This window comes from Sphingopyxis sp. 113P3, assembly GCF_001278035.1.
Taxonomy (GTDB): Bacteria; Pseudomonadota; Alphaproteobacteria; order Sphingomonadales; family Sphingomonadaceae; genus Sphingopyxis.
This window is the reverse complement of the sequence record NZ_CP009452.1, coordinates 3201649-3217287: the sequence shown is the minus strand read 5'-3', so window position 1 is coordinate 3217287 and position 15639 is coordinate 3201649. Positions and strand designations below refer to the sequence as shown.

The 15639-nt window shown below is 64.6% G+C and carries 15 protein-coding genes; 8 read left to right on the top strand and 7 right to left on the bottom strand.

The features are described 5' to 3' along the window. Nucleotides 1–3: 3 nt before the first annotated feature. Entirely contained in the window at nt 4–1173 is a 1170-nt protein-coding gene (locus LH20_RS15565) for a hypothetical protein (RefSeq protein WP_053555012.1), read from the bottom strand. Nucleotides 1174–1292: 119 nt separating this feature from the next. Here LH20_RS15565 and LH20_RS15560 point away from each other — a divergent pair, with 119 nt between their 5' ends. Then, a complete protein-coding gene (locus LH20_RS15560) occupies nt 1293–2390 on the top strand; it encodes a fatty acid desaturase family protein (RefSeq protein WP_053555011.1) in 1098 nt (365 codons plus the stop codon). A 30-nt stretch (nt 2391–2420) separates the two neighbouring features. On the opposite strand, the gene LH20_RS15555 is transcribed toward LH20_RS15560, so the two are convergent. Genes LH20_RS15555 through lptF form a run of 3 tightly spaced genes read right to left on the bottom strand, consistent with a single transcriptional unit; the run spans nt 2421 to nt 5014 of the window. Then, on the bottom strand, nt 2421–2696 hold the full coding sequence (locus tag LH20_RS15555; RefSeq protein ID WP_053555010.1) for a hypothetical protein: 276 nt from the start codon (nt 2694–2696) through the stop codon (nt 2421–2423). Between the two features lie 12 nt (nt 2697–2708). Then, complete coding sequence (gene lptG, locus LH20_RS15550; protein ID WP_053555009.1) at nt 2709–3806, bottom strand: LPS export ABC transporter permease LptG; 1098 nt, start codon at nt 3804–3806, stop codon at nt 2709–2711. Continuing rightward, entirely contained in the window at nt 3806–5014 is a 1209-nt protein-coding gene (gene lptF / locus LH20_RS15545; protein ID WP_083455450.1) for an LPS export ABC transporter permease LptF, read from the bottom strand. Before lptF ends, lptG begins: the two co-directional genes overlap by 1 nt. A gap of 132 nt (nt 5015–5146) precedes the next feature. Here lptF and LH20_RS15540 point away from each other — a divergent pair, with 132 nt between their 5' ends. Genes LH20_RS15540 through LH20_RS15530 form a run of 3 tightly spaced genes read left to right on the top strand, consistent with a single transcriptional unit; the run spans nt 5147 to nt 7501 of the window. Next, the gene (locus LH20_RS15540; protein ID WP_053555008.1) at nt 5147–5656 is read left to right on the top strand and encodes a DUF2141 domain-containing protein; all 510 of its coding nucleotides are present in this window, start codon (nt 5147–5149) and stop codon (nt 5654–5656) included. 2 nt (nt 5657–5658) lie between these two features. Further along, a complete protein-coding gene (locus tag LH20_RS15535) occupies nt 5659–6630 on the top strand; it encodes a diacylglycerol/lipid kinase family protein (protein WP_053555007.1) in 972 nt (323 codons plus the stop codon). 10 nt (nt 6631–6640) lie between these two features. Continuing rightward, nucleotides 6641–7501: a hypothetical protein gene (locus tag LH20_RS15530; RefSeq protein WP_053555006.1), complete on the top strand. Its 861-nt coding sequence runs from the start codon at nt 6641–6643 to the stop codon at nt 7499–7501. Between the two features lie 44 nt (nt 7502–7545). On the opposite strand, the gene LH20_RS15525 is transcribed toward LH20_RS15530, so the two are convergent. The 3 genes from LH20_RS15525 to LH20_RS15515 all read right to left on the bottom strand — a co-directional run bounded on the left by LH20_RS15525 (nt 7546) and on the right by LH20_RS15515 (nt 11133). Continuing rightward, the gene (locus LH20_RS15525) at nt 7546–9519 is read right to left on the bottom strand and encodes an ATP-binding protein (protein ID WP_053555005.1); all 1974 of its coding nucleotides are present in this window, start codon (nt 9517–9519) and stop codon (nt 7546–7548) included. Nucleotides 9520–9634: 115 nt separating this feature from the next. After that, nucleotides 9635–10837 (bottom strand): serine palmitoyltransferase, encoded by a 1203-nt coding sequence (gene spt, locus LH20_RS15520; RefSeq protein ID WP_053556313.1) that lies wholly within the window; start codon nt 10835–10837, stop codon nt 9635–9637. Between the two features lie 59 nt (nt 10838–10896). Continuing rightward, a complete protein-coding gene (locus LH20_RS15515) occupies nt 10897–11133 on the bottom strand; it encodes an acyl carrier protein (RefSeq protein ID WP_053555004.1) in 237 nt (78 codons plus the stop codon). A gap of 150 nt (nt 11134–11283) precedes the next feature. Between LH20_RS15515 and LH20_RS15510 the strand changes: the two genes are divergently transcribed. The 4 genes from LH20_RS15510 (at nt 11284) to groL (ending at nt 15586) form a co-directional block, all read left to right on the top strand. Next, nucleotides 11284–11859, top strand: a complete 576-nt coding sequence (locus LH20_RS15510) for a Pycsar system effector family protein (RefSeq protein WP_053555003.1) — start codon at nt 11284–11286, stop codon at nt 11857–11859. Between the two features lie 192 nt (nt 11860–12051). Beyond that, the gene (locus tag LH20_RS15505) at nt 12052–13449 is read left to right on the top strand and encodes an MATE family efflux transporter (protein WP_053555002.1); all 1398 of its coding nucleotides are present in this window, start codon (nt 12052–12054) and stop codon (nt 13447–13449) included. A 127-nt stretch (nt 13450–13576) separates the two neighbouring features. Further along, on the top strand, nt 13577–13864 hold the full coding sequence (gene groES / locus LH20_RS15500; protein ID WP_053555001.1) for a co-chaperone GroES: 288 nt from the start codon (nt 13577–13579) through the stop codon (nt 13862–13864). Between the two features lie 78 nt (nt 13865–13942). Further along, nucleotides 13943–15586 carry a chaperonin GroEL gene (groL, locus tag LH20_RS15495; protein WP_053555000.1) on the top strand — a complete coding sequence of 548 codons (1644 nt, stop codon included), beginning with the start codon at nt 13943–13945 and terminating at the stop codon, nt 15584–15586. Nucleotides 15587–15639 lie beyond the last annotated feature (53 nt).

Sequence of the window (15639 nt, the reverse complement as noted above, 5' to 3'; positions counted from 1 at the left end):
CGCTCAGTCGAGCGGCTTGTCGTAGATCTGATAGACGCGATTCTCGCTCGCCTCGATCGCATTGGCCACCGCGATCATCCCCTGATTGTCGTCGAGAACCCAGCCGATGTCGCCCTGCTGGGCGCCATAATGGGCCACGCCGTCGCGGCGAATATATTCGATCATCATGAAGGCAAGCGTGCTTGCCATGCGGCTGTTCTGCAATCGCTTGACCACGCCCATCAAGGGTACGCGCAGCACGCGGCTCTTCGGCTTTCGGAGCCACCAGAGGAGCCGCGCCCAGCCGAAGGGGAGGAGCGAGCCCTCCATGTCGATCAGCAACTCGTTGATGTTGGGAAGCACGATCATGAAGGCGACGGGTTCGCCGTCGACCTCTGCGACGCGGATCAGATCCCCGAACACGAGGGGTTTGAGTTTCTTGCCGACATAGGCGACTTCGCTGTCGGTCAGCGGGACGAAGCCCCAATTGTCCGACCAGGCGTCGTTCAATATGCCAAGGATCAACCTGGCTTCGGCGTCGAAGCGGCTCTTGTCGACGCGGCGGATGCGGATGCGCTCATTTTTCTCGCCCGCCGCGACGATGCGATTGACGATCGGGGGGAAGCCCTCGGTGATCGCCACCGAATAATTGATCAGCCGCTTCGCGGGCCGGTAGCCCGCCGCTTCGACCCATGCGCGGTAGAGCGGGCTGTTATGACCAAGCATGATCGTCGGCGGAGTCTCGAACCCCTCGACAAGAAGTCCAGGCTCATCCCAGATCGAGATCGAGAGGGGGCCGAGCGACCGCTTCATGCCTTGCCCGCGCAGCCAGTCCTCGGCCGCGGCAAGCAGCGCGGCGGCGGTCTCGCCATCCTCGGCCTCAAGCAAACCCCAGTTGCCGGTGCCGGGCCCCATGCCCTGTTCCGCGGGCTGGGCGAGAGCAAGGGCGTCGATATGCGCCGAAATGCGTCCGACCGTCCGCCCGTCGCGCCGGGCGAGAAAGAGCTGCGCCTTGCCATGTTCGAACCAGGGGTTCTTGCCGGGGGTGAGGAGGCCATAAACCTCGCCCTTCAAGGGCGGCACCCACGCGGGATCGCCGCGGTTGAGGCGGTAGGCGAGCTCGACGAACTCGCGCGTGTCGGCCTTGGTCTGGACGGGCAGGATGGTGATCGGACCAGGGGTGTGCGAGGCCATGGCTGGTTTCCTGAACTGGACTTCCTATCTTTATGGGCGACGCATTAGGGCATAGCTGCGGCGCTGGCGACCCGCATTTGGCCATTTTGCTGCCACGAAATCATGGTGAAGATCCCGATATGTTTGCAACGAACACCTTTGCTGACCGGCCTTCGGCCGCGCCCGCGGCGCCGCTTCCCAAGTCGGCAATCGCCGACGATATGGCGATGATCCGCGCGGCGTCGGAGCTCACGCGCGATCTCGTTGCGCCGAGCGCGCGCGTCTATTGGGCCGATTTCCTGGCCTCGGCCTTCGTTGGCTATGCCGGCGTTGCCGCGGCGATCCTTGCGCCCTCCACGCCGTGGATGCTCGCTGCCGCGCTGGTGGCAGTGCTCGCGCTTTATCGCGCGGGCAGCTTCATTCACGAGATTACCCATATCCGCAAGAATGCGCTTCCGGGTTTTCGGCTCTGGTGGAACATCCTCATCGGCGTCCCGCTCCTCATACCCTCCTTCATGTATGAGGGCATTCACAGCCTGCACCACAATCGCACGAAGTACGGCACGGTCGAAGACCCTGAATATCTGCCGCTCGCGCTGATGAAGCCGTGGACGGTGCCGCTGTTCGTCGTTGCGGCCGCCTTTGCGCCGCTCGCACTTGTCTTCCGTTATGCGGTCCTGACCCCGCTTTCCTTCCTGATCCCGCCGCTGCGGCGGATCGTGATGGAGCGTTATTCGGGACTGATCATCAACCCGCTGTTCCGCCGCAGGCCGCCCGAGGGCGCGTTCCGCCGCCAATGGGCATGGCAGGAGGGCGGCGCCTGGGCCTGGTCGACCTTGCTTGTCGCCGCGGCCCTTTTCGGCTGGGTGCCGCTGCGCGCGCTGCTGATCTTCGGCGGCATTGCCTCGGCGAGCATCGTCCTTAACCAGATCCGTACCCTTGTGGCGCATCTGTGGGAGAATGACGGCGAAGTGCTCACCGTGACCGCCCAGTTCCTCGACAGCGTCAACGTGCCGCCGCCGGGGCTGCTTCCCGAGCTTTGGGCGCCGGTGGGGCTGCGCTATCACGCGCTCCACCATTTGCTGCCGGGCGTTCCCTATCACGCGCTGCCCGAAGCACACCGCCGCCTGAAGGACGCGCTGCCCGAGGATTCGCAGTATCACAAGGCGAATTACAAGGGTCTGCCAGGGCTGGTCGCAAAGCTGGTTGCGGGGTCGGCGCGGGGCAGGGCGGTCTGAACTATCCCGAACTGGGGTCAGAGCAGATGCTCAGGGCGGATTGGCGAGCGAATCGATAAACTTTTCTCGCGCGGCGACGCGCTTGAGCCGCCTTCTCCGCAGCAGAAATCCTGCAACCCCGAACAATCCGCACCAGATCAATGCAAAATCCGCGAAGTCGAGGATCAGCCGCGTTGCGTCCGGGTGACGTAGCATCATCAATCCAAAGATGATGATCGAGCCTAACGATGCCGCCCCCCAGATGGCAAAGAGCAAGCGCTCGGCTGTGGCCGAGGGAACGCTCCGGGCAGACGGGTCGGGATCCATTCGCCGAAACGCCTATTCCTCGGTTCTGATCAAGATCATCTCGCCGATCAGCGCAAAGAGGATGAACGGTCCCCAGGCCGCGAGAAAGGGCGAATAGGCGCCGAGGTCGCCCATCGCGAGCGCGAAATTGTCGGCAACGAAATAGGCAAATCCGAGCGCCATGCCGAGGATCGCGCGCACGAACAATTTGCCCGAGCGCGCAAGACCGAAGGCGGCGACCGCGCCGAGGAGCGGCATCAGGATCGCCGATAGCGGTCCCGAAATCTTGTGCCACAAGACGCCCTTGAGCGCGTCGACGGGGCGTCCCGCGGCCTCGAGGTCATCGATCGCGCTCCTGAGCTGGAGAAAGGGAAGCTCGTCGCCATCGACCTGCGCAAGCGTGAACTGGTCGGGGCGCACGCCCTTGGCCGCGATGATGGTGCCGAGATCCTCGACCGTGCCCGAGCGGCGCAGGAAGCGCTTCGCGCCCGCCAGTTCCCAGCCGCCCTCGACCGCGCGGCCGCTGTCGGCGGAGAGGATCGAGGACAGGACCCCGCCCGAGCGTTCATAGATCTTGACCCCGCGAAGCACGATCGATGGCCCGCTGGTCTCGACCGTCTGCGCGTTGATCAGGTCGTCGCCCTCGCGCACCCAGATGTTCGAGCGCAGCCCGCTGTCGCGCGGGACCTGCGCATATTCAACCTTCTGCCAGGCGCTGAGCGCGCCGGTCGCGCGCGCGACGATGCGTTCGTTGAAGCCGAAACTGATCGCAGCAACGAGCAGCGCGGCGAGAAACAGCGGCGCCAGCACCTGATGCGCCGACATCCCAGCCGCTTTCATCGCGATGACCTCGCTGTTCTGGTTGAGCGTGATCAGCGTCAGGATCGTGCCGAGCAGCACCGAAAAGGGCAGGAAGGTCTCGATGATCTGTGGGATGCGAAGGCCGACATAGCGCCACACCTCGGCGTCGCCATTGCCGGCGACGGCAAGGATCTTGCCGCTCTCGCCGAGCAGATCGAGCGTCTGGAGAATGATGACGAGCGCAAAGAGGATCGCAAAGGTGCGCACGAAGAAAAGCCGCCCCATGTAGAGCGCCATCGTACGCGAGGGGAAGAAGTGGAACTGGTGCATCAGGCGAGCTTCTGCTTGCGCTGGAAGAGACGGAACAGCGCCTTGACCCGCTGGCCGGCCTTTGCGGCGACGCGTTCGAGCGCGCCGATCGGCTGGCCGCCCGGAACATGCGCGAGCGTGTAATACATCCAGAAGGCAAGCGCGGCGAAAAGCAGATAGGGAACCCAAAGCGCGAGCAACGGGTCGACGGTGCCGCGCGCGCCGAGATCCTCGGCATATTGGTTGATCTTGTGCTGGGTCACGAGAATCACGATCGAGAGGAATACGCCGAGCGACGAGGTCGATCGCTTGGGCGGAATGGCGAGCGCGATCGCAAGCAACGGAATGAGGAACATCGAGGCGACCTCGACGATGCGGAAATGGAAGTTTGCGCGCGATTCGAGCCGCGTTGTCAAAGGCTCGGTCTTGTCCTTGCCGACAACGAAGAGCTCGGGAATCGTGAGCTCCCTGTCAGCGCCGCCGCGGGTGCGGAACGCCTCGATCTTGGGGAGCGGGATCGGCAGGTCGTGGTTGTCGAAGGTCAGGACGCGCGGCACGGAAAATTTGGGCGATTCGTGGATCAGCACGCCGCTGGTGAGCCTCAGGATGATCGTGTTGGGATCGTCGGTGGCGAGGAACTGGCCCTCGGCCGCGGTTGCCGAAACCGACTGTCCGTCCTTGTTCTCCCCGCGCACGAAAATGCCGCGCAGAGATCGCCCGTCGTTGTAGCTTTCCTCGATGCGCAGCGTCATCCGGCTGCCGAGCTTGGTGAATTCGCCGACCTTGATCGAGGCGCCAAGGGCGCCCGAGCGCAGTTCGAACTGAAGTCCTTCATAGGCATAGCGCGCGTAGGGCTGGATGAAGCCGACGATCGCCAGGTTGAGGAGCGCAAGCGCGAAGGCGAAGGCATAAGGGACACGCATCAACCGCCCGAAGCTCATGCCGACACCGCGCAGAACGTCGAGTTCGCTCGATGTCGCGAGGCGGCGGAAGGCGAGGAGAATGCCGAGCATCAGCCCGATCGGAATGCCGAGCGAGAGATATTCAGGGATCAGATTGGCAAGCATCCGCCACACGACGCTGACGGGGCCGCCCTCGGTCGCGACGAAATCAAAAAGGCGCAGCATCTTCTCGAGGACCAGCAGCATCGCCGAGAGGACGAGCGTGCCGAGCATGGGAAAGAAGATGAGCCGCGCGATATAGCGGTCGATGGCGGGTATCTTGTTCAAGCTTTCGTCGCCCCATCACCATGATTTGGCCGCAAATGTTTCCGATATGCCGAGTCAAGGGCGACAGGGACCCATGTCGGCGCGCGCTTTCGCACGGCTGGCGTGGCTATAACCTCTGGAGGTATTGAGGTCATGTCGAAAATGTTTCTCGCCGGGATACTCGCCGCCGGCACCGCAGGGGCGCTGATGGCGCCCGTCGCGGCGCAGGGCGCTACGCTGGGTCCGGCGGCCGCCCTTTGCGACAGCAATGCGACCGCCGTGCTGGTCGACGTGCGCGGATTCAAGGCGCGCACGGGGACGCTGCGGGTGCAGATCTACAATGCGGACAAAAGCTATCTTGAAAAGCGCAAGTGGCTGGAGCGCGTCGACGTTCCCGTGCGCAGCGGTCCCATGCAGGTCTGCGTGCCGGTGAAGGGCCCGGGCAATTATGTCGTTTCGGTCCGTCACGACATCAATGGCAATGGCAAGTCGGACAAGAGCGACGGCGGCGGCCTTTCGGGCAACCCCGACATGAAGCTCAGCGACTTCATCTTCAAGCGTAAGCCCAAGCTGGCGCAGGTCAGCTTCGCGGTCGGCGGCTCGACCAAGCGCGTGCCGATCACGTTGAATTACATCAACGGCCTGTCCTTCGATCCGGTCTGACGGTGGCAAGCGTCGCGCTCCTTTCCAATCCACGCTCGACGGGCAACCGCTCGCTGTTGCCCCGAGTGCGCGAATATTGCGCGGCGCACCCCGACATATTCCACTATGAGGTCGAGGCCGTCGATCAGATCGGCGAGGCGATCCGGACCATCGCGATGGTGTCCCCGAGGGTCATAGCCATCAACGGCGGCGACGGCACCGTTCAGGCGGCGCTGACCGAGCTTTATTCGGGCGGTCATTTCGGGGGTTCGCCGCCCCCGGTGGCGGTGCTGCCCAACGGCAAGACCAACCTGATCGCGCTCGATCTCGGTGCCGAGGGCGACCCGATCAAGGCGCTCGAACGGGTGGTCGAACTTGTCGGCGATGGCCGGCTCGAGGATCATGTCATCGAACGCCAGCTTATTGCGCTCGACAGCGGCGATGCGCGCCCGGTGCTCGGCATGTTCCTCGGCGGCGCCTATCTGGCCGACGTGATGCTCTATTGCCGCCACCGCATCTATCCGCTCGGGCTCCCGAACGGCGTGTCGCATTTCCTCGCCGCAATGCTCGCCTTTTTCTCGATCCTCTTCGGTATCGGCGGCGGACGGCTTCCGCCCAAGCCCGAGCCGATGACGGTGTCGCTGATCCGCCAGGGCGAGTTCAAGGGCAAGTTCTCGCTCTTGATCGTCACGACGCTCGAAAAGCTCCTGCTCAGCATCCGCACCAGCGACAAGCACGGGACCAACGGCCATATGAAGCTGCTGGCGACCGAAAGCAGCGTCGGCGCGCTGTTCCGCATGCTCGGCGCAACATGGCGCGGCACGCTGGGCCAGCGGGAACTGGCGGGCGTCCATTTCCAGCAGGGCGACGAGATCCGCATCGAGGGCGAACGCTCGAATGTCATCCTCGACGGCGAAATTTTCGAGGCGACCGGCGGTCGGCCGATCATCCTGACCTCGACGCAGCCGGTGCCGTTTCTGCGCCTCGCGGCCTGAGAGCGCTTCGATGGCTGCCTTGAGTGATCTTGTCCGCGACGAATTGTCGACGCCCGTCGATCCGCGCGTTGCCGCGATGGCGGCAGCGATCGCGGCGCAATTTCCAGGCAGCGCGCGCGCGGTGCTTTTCTATGGCAGCTGTCTTCGGGAAACCCGGCTCGACGGACTGATGCTCGATTTCTACCTCATCGTCTCGAGCTATGACGAGGCCTACCCCAAGCGCTGGATGCGGCTTGCGAACCGGCTGATTCCGCCGAATGTCTTCCCGTTCCAGTCGGACGGGCTCGTCGCCAAATATGCGGTGCTGAGCGAGGCCGACTTTGCGCGGCTAAGCGGGCCGGAAACGCGCAATGTGTCGGTCTGGGCGCGGTTTGCGCAGCCCTCGCGGCTGGTGTGGGCGGCGGATGAGCGCGCGGGGGCGCGCGCGGTTGCGGCCGTTGCGCAGGCGGCGCCGACATTGCTCGCTGCGGCCGGCCGGCGCGCCGACGAGGAAGCGCTCGACTGGTGGCGCCGCGCCTTTTCACTCACCTATTCGGTCGAGCTTCGCGCCGAGCGCGCAACGCGTGCGCAATCAGTCGTCGATGCCGACGCCGAGCGCTATCGGCGCTTCAGCGTCCCCGCGATCGCGGCAATTCCGGCGCACGCGCCGAGCGGCGGCTGGACCAGGCGGCGCTTCGAGGGCAAGCTGCTCAGTATCGTGCGGCTGGCCAAGGCGAGCCTCACCTACGCGGGCGGGATCGATTATCTCGCGTGGAAGATCAACCGCCATGCCGGAACAAAGATCGAGATCAAACCCTGGCAGCGGCGCTGGCCGCTGATTGCTGCGCTGACGCTCGTGCCCCGGCTGATGAAGAGCGGTGCGATCCGGTAGAGAGGCGGGTCCGGGGAATTGCCGAGCGCGGGATGCGCCGTATCTCAACTCGCGAGCCTCTGGTTCTCCTCGGCGCGCGCCTGGCTCGAGCGCCGGATCGCCTGGTCGAGCGCGGTGAGGGTGAAGGGTTTGCGCAGCACGTCATGAACGCCAAAGCTTGAATCGTCGCCGGCATCGCCGGCGAAGCCCGTGACGAACAGCACCGATAGCGCAGGCCAGCGTTGTTTGAGCCGGGCGACCATTTCGGGTCCAGTGAGCTCGGGCATCAGCACGTCTGAGAGGATAAGGTCGAAGCCGCCGTGGCTCTCGACGAGCGCCTCGGCTTCGAGCGGATTGCTGCAGGCCACCGCCTTGTGGCCGAGCTCGCCCACCGCATCGACCGTCGCGGCGAGGACGCGGTGATCGTCCTCGACCACAAGAATGTTCAGCCGGTCGGCGGGGTCGACCCGCGAAAGTGCTTCATCGCCTTTTTCCTTTTCGACCCCTGCGATCGCTGCTTCGGCGAGCGGCAACAGCATCGCAACGCTTGTGCCTTTGCCTTCGGACGACTGGATCTGCACCTCGCCGCCCGATTGGCGGCAGAAAGCAAATACCTGGCTCATGCCAAGGCCGGTGCCCTGTCCGGCGGGCTTTGTCGTATAAAAGGGGTCGAAGACGCGTTCGAGGACTTCGGCCGACATGCCGCAGCCGGTATCGATCACCTGAACCGCGAGCGACGCCGCCTCGCCGCTCTCGTCGCTCTCGCCGCGCGCCGTGCGGATGGTCAGCGATCCGTGACCGTCCATCGCGTCGCGCGCGTTGACGGCGAGATTGAGCAGCGCGTTCTCGAATTGCTGCCGGTCGACCCAGCAGGCACACCCTTCGGCGTTAAGGTCGAGCGTCAATGCGATGCGGTCGCCGATCGTCCGCGCGATCAGCTCGGCAAAGGAGGCGATGCACGCGTCGATCTCGGTCATTTCGGGCCGCGCGGGCTCGGACCGGGCGAAAGTCAGGAGCCGCCGTGTCAGATCGGCGGCGCGGTTCGCCCCGTCGAGCGCGTTATGAATATGGCGCTCGGCCTTCTCGGGCGCCTCGCCCAGCCAGCGCTGCGCGAGTTCGAGCCCGCCGACCACCACCGCCAGCATATTGTTGAAGTCGTGGGCGATGCCGCCGGTGAGCTGGCCCACCGCCTCCATCTTCTGCGCCTGACGCAGCTGCGCCTCGGCGGTCTCGCGCTCGGACATTTCGGCGCGCAGCGCGGTGTTCGCCTGCTCAAGCTCCGCAGTGCGTTCCTCGACTGCGGCTTCGAGCTCCATCGCGCGCTCGCTTTCGGCAAGCTGCTCGTGCCGTGCGAGCCGCCGTTCGCCCTCGGCGCGCAGCAGCGAGAAGGTCGCCGCGATCGCAATGATCGCGGCAGCAGCGCCGAGCAGCGAGAACATCAGGATCGCCTGGTTGAGACTGGCCCGATCCGATGCCGCGATCCGGTTGCGTTCGGACAATCGCTCCCGTTCGTCGCGGATCAGCTGGGCGAGCAGCTTGTTGATCCTGCCGAGCGCGGGATCGTGCGCGGCTGCGTTATATTTCGAGATGGCCGCGATCGTCTGGCGATAATTGGCGCTAAGCGCAGCATCGCCGAGCTGCTGCCCGCGGCGCTCGAGTTCGACGCCGAGCTGGCGCACCAGTTCGGCCTGCTCGGGGCTGTCGCGCACATTGCGTTGCAGCAGGCGCAAATACTGCATCGCGACGCCGAACTGCTGCTGATAGATGCGGCCGTCATCCTTTTGCAGGCCGACCGCGAAGCGGCCGAGCGCTGCCTCGGCGCGCGCGAGCGCGGCGTCGAGCGAGCGGGTCTGCGAAATGACCTCAAGACTGTGCGCCTGCCAGCCGAGCGAACGGTCATAGGCGTCGTTGGCGCGCATCAGCAGCAGGACGAGCGCGGCGACGACCCCCGTCAGGATCGTCCCGACGCCGGTCGTCAGCCAAAAGCGCAGACGCTCCCGGCGGCTCTCGCTTTCCTGGTCGCTATCCCTCTCGAACACGCGCCCCTCTTACCGCTTCGCCCGTGTCCCGCAAAGCGGGTAAGGGTGCCGGAGCAGCGTCCTCTTTCGCTTCGCCCCGAAAATATGGCTGCTGGTCGGAAAAGGAGAAGGCGCGTCAGCCGATAATCCCGGTACGCTTGCCGGCGCGTTCGAAGCGGGCAAGGATCTCGCCGACCTGATCGCTCGAATGCTCCGCGCAGAGCGAACAGCGTAGCAGCGTCATGCCCGCGGGGGTCGCCGGCGGACGGGCAAGATTGACGTAAAGCCCTTCCTCGAGCAGCGCTTCCCACATCATCGCACCTCGCTCAAGGTCGGGCATGATGACCGCGATGATCGCCGATTGCGGCTCCGCGGTGCCGAGCGTGAAGCCGAGATCGCGCAGCCCCTTGTGGAGCATCTTCGAATTTTCCCACAGATGCGCGCGCTTGTTCGACCCGTGCATCAGCTTGCGGATGCTCGTCGCGGCGGTCGCAACGACGCTGGGCGGGAGCGAAGCGGTGAAGACATAGGGGCGGCAGACGAGGCGCATGATCTCGAACTTCGGATGGTTCGAGACGCAAAAGCCGCCGACGGTGCCGACGCTCTTCGAAAAGGTGCCGATGATGAAATCGACATCGTCGATGACGCCCTGCGCCTCGGCGACGCCGCGACCATGCTCGCCGATGAACCCCATCGAGTGGGCCTCGTCGACCAGGACCATCGCGCCATTTTCCTTGGCGATGCGGATCATTTCCTTCAGCGGGGCGACGTCGCCAAGCATCGAATAGACGCCTTCGAGCACGACAAGCTTGCCGGCTTCGGCGGGCAGGCGCTTCAGGCGCTTTTCCAGGGCCTCGATATCATTGTGGCGGAAGGCCACGATTTCGGCATCGCCCATCTTGCATCCGTCATAGATGGAGGCGTGGCTGTCGATGTCGAGGATGACATAATCGCCCTTGCCCGCGATGGTCGAGATGATGCCGAGGTTCGCCTGATATCCGGTCGAAAAGACCATGGCATGATCCATGGCGTAGAAGTCCCTGAGCGCCTCTTCGACCTCGCGGTGGCCTTGATAGGTGCCGTTCAGCACGCGGCTGCCGGTGGTGCCGCTGCCGAACTTGTCGAGCGCATCCTTGCCCGCCGCAATCACGTCCTCGTCGAACGTCATGCCCATATAATTATAGGTGCCAAGCAGGATGGTCTCGCGCCCGTTGCAGATCGCGACGGTGGGCGAGAGCACCTTTTCCATCACCAGGCTGAAGGGGTCGGTAACGCCCGTCGCGAGCAGGTCCGCGCGCTGCTGGATCAGCGGATCGAATTTGGAAAAAAGGTCGGTCATATCGATGTCCAAGGGCCGCTCGCCCCGCCGCTGGTGCAACGCGAGCGGTGAAGAGAGGATCAGCCCTGCAGCTTTTCCACCGCGGCGACGAGCTGGCCGACATTCTCGATCTCGGCCTGCTGGTTCATGCTGATGATGATGTCGAACGTGTCTTCGACCTCGGCGACGAAATCCATCACCGTGAGGCTGTCCCACTCGAGGTCGCCGGCAAAGGTGGTGGCGTCGGTCAGCTCGACACCCTTCTTGTTGAAAGGCTCGATGAGGCCGTAGATCTGGTCGGTAAGGGCGGTGCTCATGGGGGTGCGTCCCGAAAATGGTGAAGTTTGCGCGCGGGAATGCCGCGCTTGCCTCCGCTTGGCAAGCGATTGCGGCGGCAATCGGGCAGCATCTTGCCGATATGCGTCGAACATGCCAGTGCTGGGCCGGGTCGGGACAGGGGATGACCGATGGACGACAAGGCGAAGGATAGCGCGGCACCGCCACCGGGGGCGGGCCCATTTCCGCCCAACGCAGTGCATCTTGCGCGAACCAGCCAGCAATTGACGATGCAACTGTCGCAGATGGCCGACCAGAAGGCGTCGATCCTGATGGGCGCGACCTTCGTTGTCTTCACCCTTGCGGTCGGCCAGGCGCGCGCCGGCGCGGGGGCTTTCGCGATGCCGCTGACGATCCTTGCGACCTTTTCCTTCCTTTCGGCGCTGCTCGCAGTCTCCGCAGTCCTGCCGCGCGTCGGCCGCGCTCCGCCAGCCCTCGTGAGGGACGGCAAGGATCACAGCAACATTCTCTTTTTCGGCCGCTTTGCCGGGATGGAAGAGGATGAATTCATCGCAGCGGTCAAGGCGCGGATGCGGTCCGAGGAGGATCTTTACGAGAGCATGCTTCGCGACGCGTATCAAAATGGCATCATCCTTGCGCGGCACAAATACCGCTATCTTGCCCATGCATACCGGCTGTTCGTCGTCGGCCTGACGCTGACCTTTTGCGCCTTTGCCTATGAGATGGTGCTCGCCTGGACAGGGTGAGGGGGGAGCAGGGCCGCTCGGCGGTGCGCCTGTCCCGCGCGCGCGCGCCGAGCCTCCTTGCGCCTCGTGATGCGGGGAGGATCACGCGCTCGCAGCCCCTGTTGCCATTTTGCCACCCTCGTCCCCGAAACGCCGGATAGCGCATCAGCCCGCTATTGAACGGCTCTGGCTGCCCGCCTATCCGGGCCGGCTATGCTTCAGCAGGCCCACCCCTTGACCGCGGACGCACCGCGCAGCCTCAGTGCCGAGTTCGGCGCGACGCTGGCGCTTGCCTGGCCGCTTGCTGCGGCGAATCTCCTGCAGATGATGGTGCATGCGATCGACGTCATCTTCGTCGCCCGCCTCGGCGACGCCGAGCTTGCCGCCTCTTCGCTCGGCGTGTCGATCTTCGGCCTGCTCGTGTGGACGACGACGGGGCTTGTTGGAGCGTCGGCCCCGCTGATCGCGGCGGAACTCGGGCGCCGCAAACATGCCGTGCGCGAGGTGCGGCGCACCGTGCGCATGGCGCTGTGGCTCAGCCTCCTTACATCGATTGCGGCCATGGGCATCTGCGCCGCGGGCGGGCCGATCATGATCGCGACCGGCCAGGCGCCCGATACGTCCGCGCATGCCGCGAGCTTCCTTCTCATTCTGATGTGGGGAATGTTCCCGATGGTCGCGGCGAGCGTCCTGCGCATCTTTGTGTCGGCGCTCGGCCGGCCCAAGATCGCGACCGCCATCACCTTCCTCGCGCTCGGGGTGAATGCGCTCGGCAACTGGTCGCTTGTCTTCGGTCATCTCGGGCTGCCCGCGCTCGGCCTCCACGGTTCGGCGCTCTCGAGCGTGATCACGAGCACGGTCATGCTGCTCGCCTATGTGGTGGTCATCCAGCTCGACCGGCAGCTGCGCCGCTATCATCTGTTCGGCAACTGGTGGCGGTCCGAATGGGCCCGCTTCTTCGAGATCGTGCGTATCGGCGCGCCGATAGGGCTGATCATTCTTGCCGAGGCGGGGCTGTTCACCGGCGCCGCCTTCCTGATGGGACGTATTGGCGAGGTCGAACTTGCGGGTCACACGATTGCGCTGCAGGTCGCAGCCCTCGCCTTCCAGATTCCCTTCGGCGTGGCGCAGGCGGCGACGATCCGCGTGGGCCTTTCCTATGGTGCGCGCGATCCGCACGGCATCGCGCTGGCGGGGCGGGCGTCGCTGGTTCTCGGCGTCGGCTTCATGATCCTCACCGCGGCGACCATGTGGCTGTTCCCACGGCTCGTGCTGTCGATCTATGTCGATGTCGACGCGGCGCGTAACGCCGCGCTCGTGAGCCATGCGATGCAGTTCCTCGTCGTTGCCGCGGCCTTCCAGCTGTTCGACGGCGCCCAGACGGTCGCTGCGGGCGTTCTGCGCGGCCTCCAGGACACGCGCGTTCCGATGATCATCGCGGTGTGCGGCTACTGGCTCGCAGGCTATGGCACCGCCATCTATCTTGGCTTCTGGACTCCGCTCGCCGGCGTCGGCATCTGGATCGGCCTTGCGGTGGGGCTCGTTGTCGTTGCCGGACTGCTGCTTGCGCGCTGGCGGCTGCGCGCGCGACTGGGCCTCCTCCCCGCCTGACGGAAAAAGCAAAAAGAATTTCGCCCAACGCTTGACGGGCTGCGCTCATCGACCCATATGGCCGCCTGTTAGCACTCTCCCCGGGTGAGTGCTAAACTGAGATCCATTGCATATCTGGAGGACATCTATGCAATTTCGTCCGTTGCACGACCGCGTGCTCGTTCGCCGCATCGAAGCCGAAGAAAAGACGGCCGGCGGCATCATCATTCCCGATACCGCCAAGGAAAAGCCGCAGGAAGGTGAAGTCGTCGCTGTCGGCACCGGCACCAAGGCCGAAGACGGCAAGATCACGCCGCTCGACGTCAAGGCGGGCGACCGTATCCTGTTCGGCAAATGGTCGGGCACCGAAGTCAAGGTCGATGGCGAAGAGCTGTTGATCATGAAGGAATCGGACATTCTCGGCGTTATCGCCTGAGCCTTTTCGCCGGACCCGGCGAATCCCGATTTCAGTGTGAAGTCTCGCAGTTTTCTGCGGAATCGAAAGGAAGCATAAATGGCTGCCAAGGACGTTAAATTCAGCCGTGACGCACGCGAGCGCATTCTGCGCGGCGTCGACACCCTCGCCGATGCGGTGAAGGTTACCCTCGGCCCCAAGGGCCGCAACGTCGTCATCGACAAGAGCTTCGGCGCGCCGCGCATCACCAAGGACGGTGTGACCGTCGCCAAGGAAATCGAACTCAAGGACAAGTTCGAGAATATGGGCGCGCAGATGCTGCGCGAAGTGGCGAGCAAGGCCAATGACAAGGCCGGCGACGGCACCACCACCGCGACCGTTCTCGCGCAGGCGATCGTTCGCGAAGGCATGAAGTCGGTTGCGGCCGGCATGAACCCGATGGACCTGAAGCGCGGCATCGACCTTGCCGTCACCAAGGTCGTGGAGACGATCAAGGCGCAGTCGAAGGCTGTGCAGGGCTCGTCCGAAATCGCCCAGGTCGGCATCATCTCGGCGAACGGCGACAAGGAAGTCGGCGAGAAGATCGCCGAGGCGATGGAAAAGGTCGGCAAGGAAGGCGTGATCACCGTCGAGGAAGCCAAGGGCCTCGATTTCGAGCTCGATGTCGTCGAAGGCATGCAGTTCGACCGCGGCTATCTGTCGCCCTATTTCATCACCAATCCGGAAAAGATGCTCGTCGAGCTCGCTGATCCGTACATCCTGATCTTCGAGAAGAAGCTGTCGAACCTCCAGTCGATGCTGCCGATCCTCGAGGCAGTTGTGCAGTCGGGCCGCCCGCTGCTGATCATCGCCGAGGACATCGAAGGCGAAGCGCTGGCGACCCTCGTCGTCAACCGCCTGCGCGGCGGCCTCAAGGTCGCGGCGGTCAAGGCTCCGGGCTTCGGCGATCGTCGCAAGGCGATGCTGCAGGACATCGCGATCCTGACCAAGGGCGAGATGATCAGCGAAGACCTCGGCATCAAGCTCGAGAATGTCACGCTCAGCATGCTCGGCCAGGCCAAGCGCGTCACCATCGACAAGGACAACACCACCATCGTCGACGGTGCGGGCGAAGCCGATGCGATCAAGGGCCGCGTCGAGCAGATCCGTGCGCAGATCGAAACCACGACGTCGGATTACGACCGTGAAAAGCTGCAGGAACGTCTGGCGAAGCTCGCCGGCGGCGTTGCGGTGATCAAGGTCGGCGGCGCGTCGGAGGTCGAGGTGAAGGAACGCAAGGACCGCGTCGACGACGCGCTCCACGCGACCCGCGCCGCGGTCGAGGAAGGCATTGTCCCGGGTGGCGGCACCGCGCTCCTCTATGCGACCAAGGCGCTCGATGGGCTTTCGGGCGAGAATGAAGACCAGACCCGCGGCATCGACATCATCCGTCGCGCGCTGCAGGCTCCGGTCCGCCAGATCGCCGAAAACGCGGGCTTCGACGGCGCTGTCGTCGCGGGCAAGCTGTTCGACCAGCAGGACTCCAACCACGGCTTCAACGCCGCGACGGATACCTATGAGGATCTGGTCAAGGCCGGCGTCATCGATCCGACCAAGGTCGTGCGCACCGCGCTGCAGGACGCTGCGTCTGTCGCGGGCCTGCTCATCACCACCGAAGCGGCGGTGAGCGAGCTTCCCGAAGACAAGCCGGCGATGCCGATGGGCGGCGGCGGCATGGGCGGCATGGGCGGCATGGACTTCTAAGGTCCGCCGTCACCGCTCAGCGCAAGCTGACAAGGAAGGGCCGGGGAGGGAAC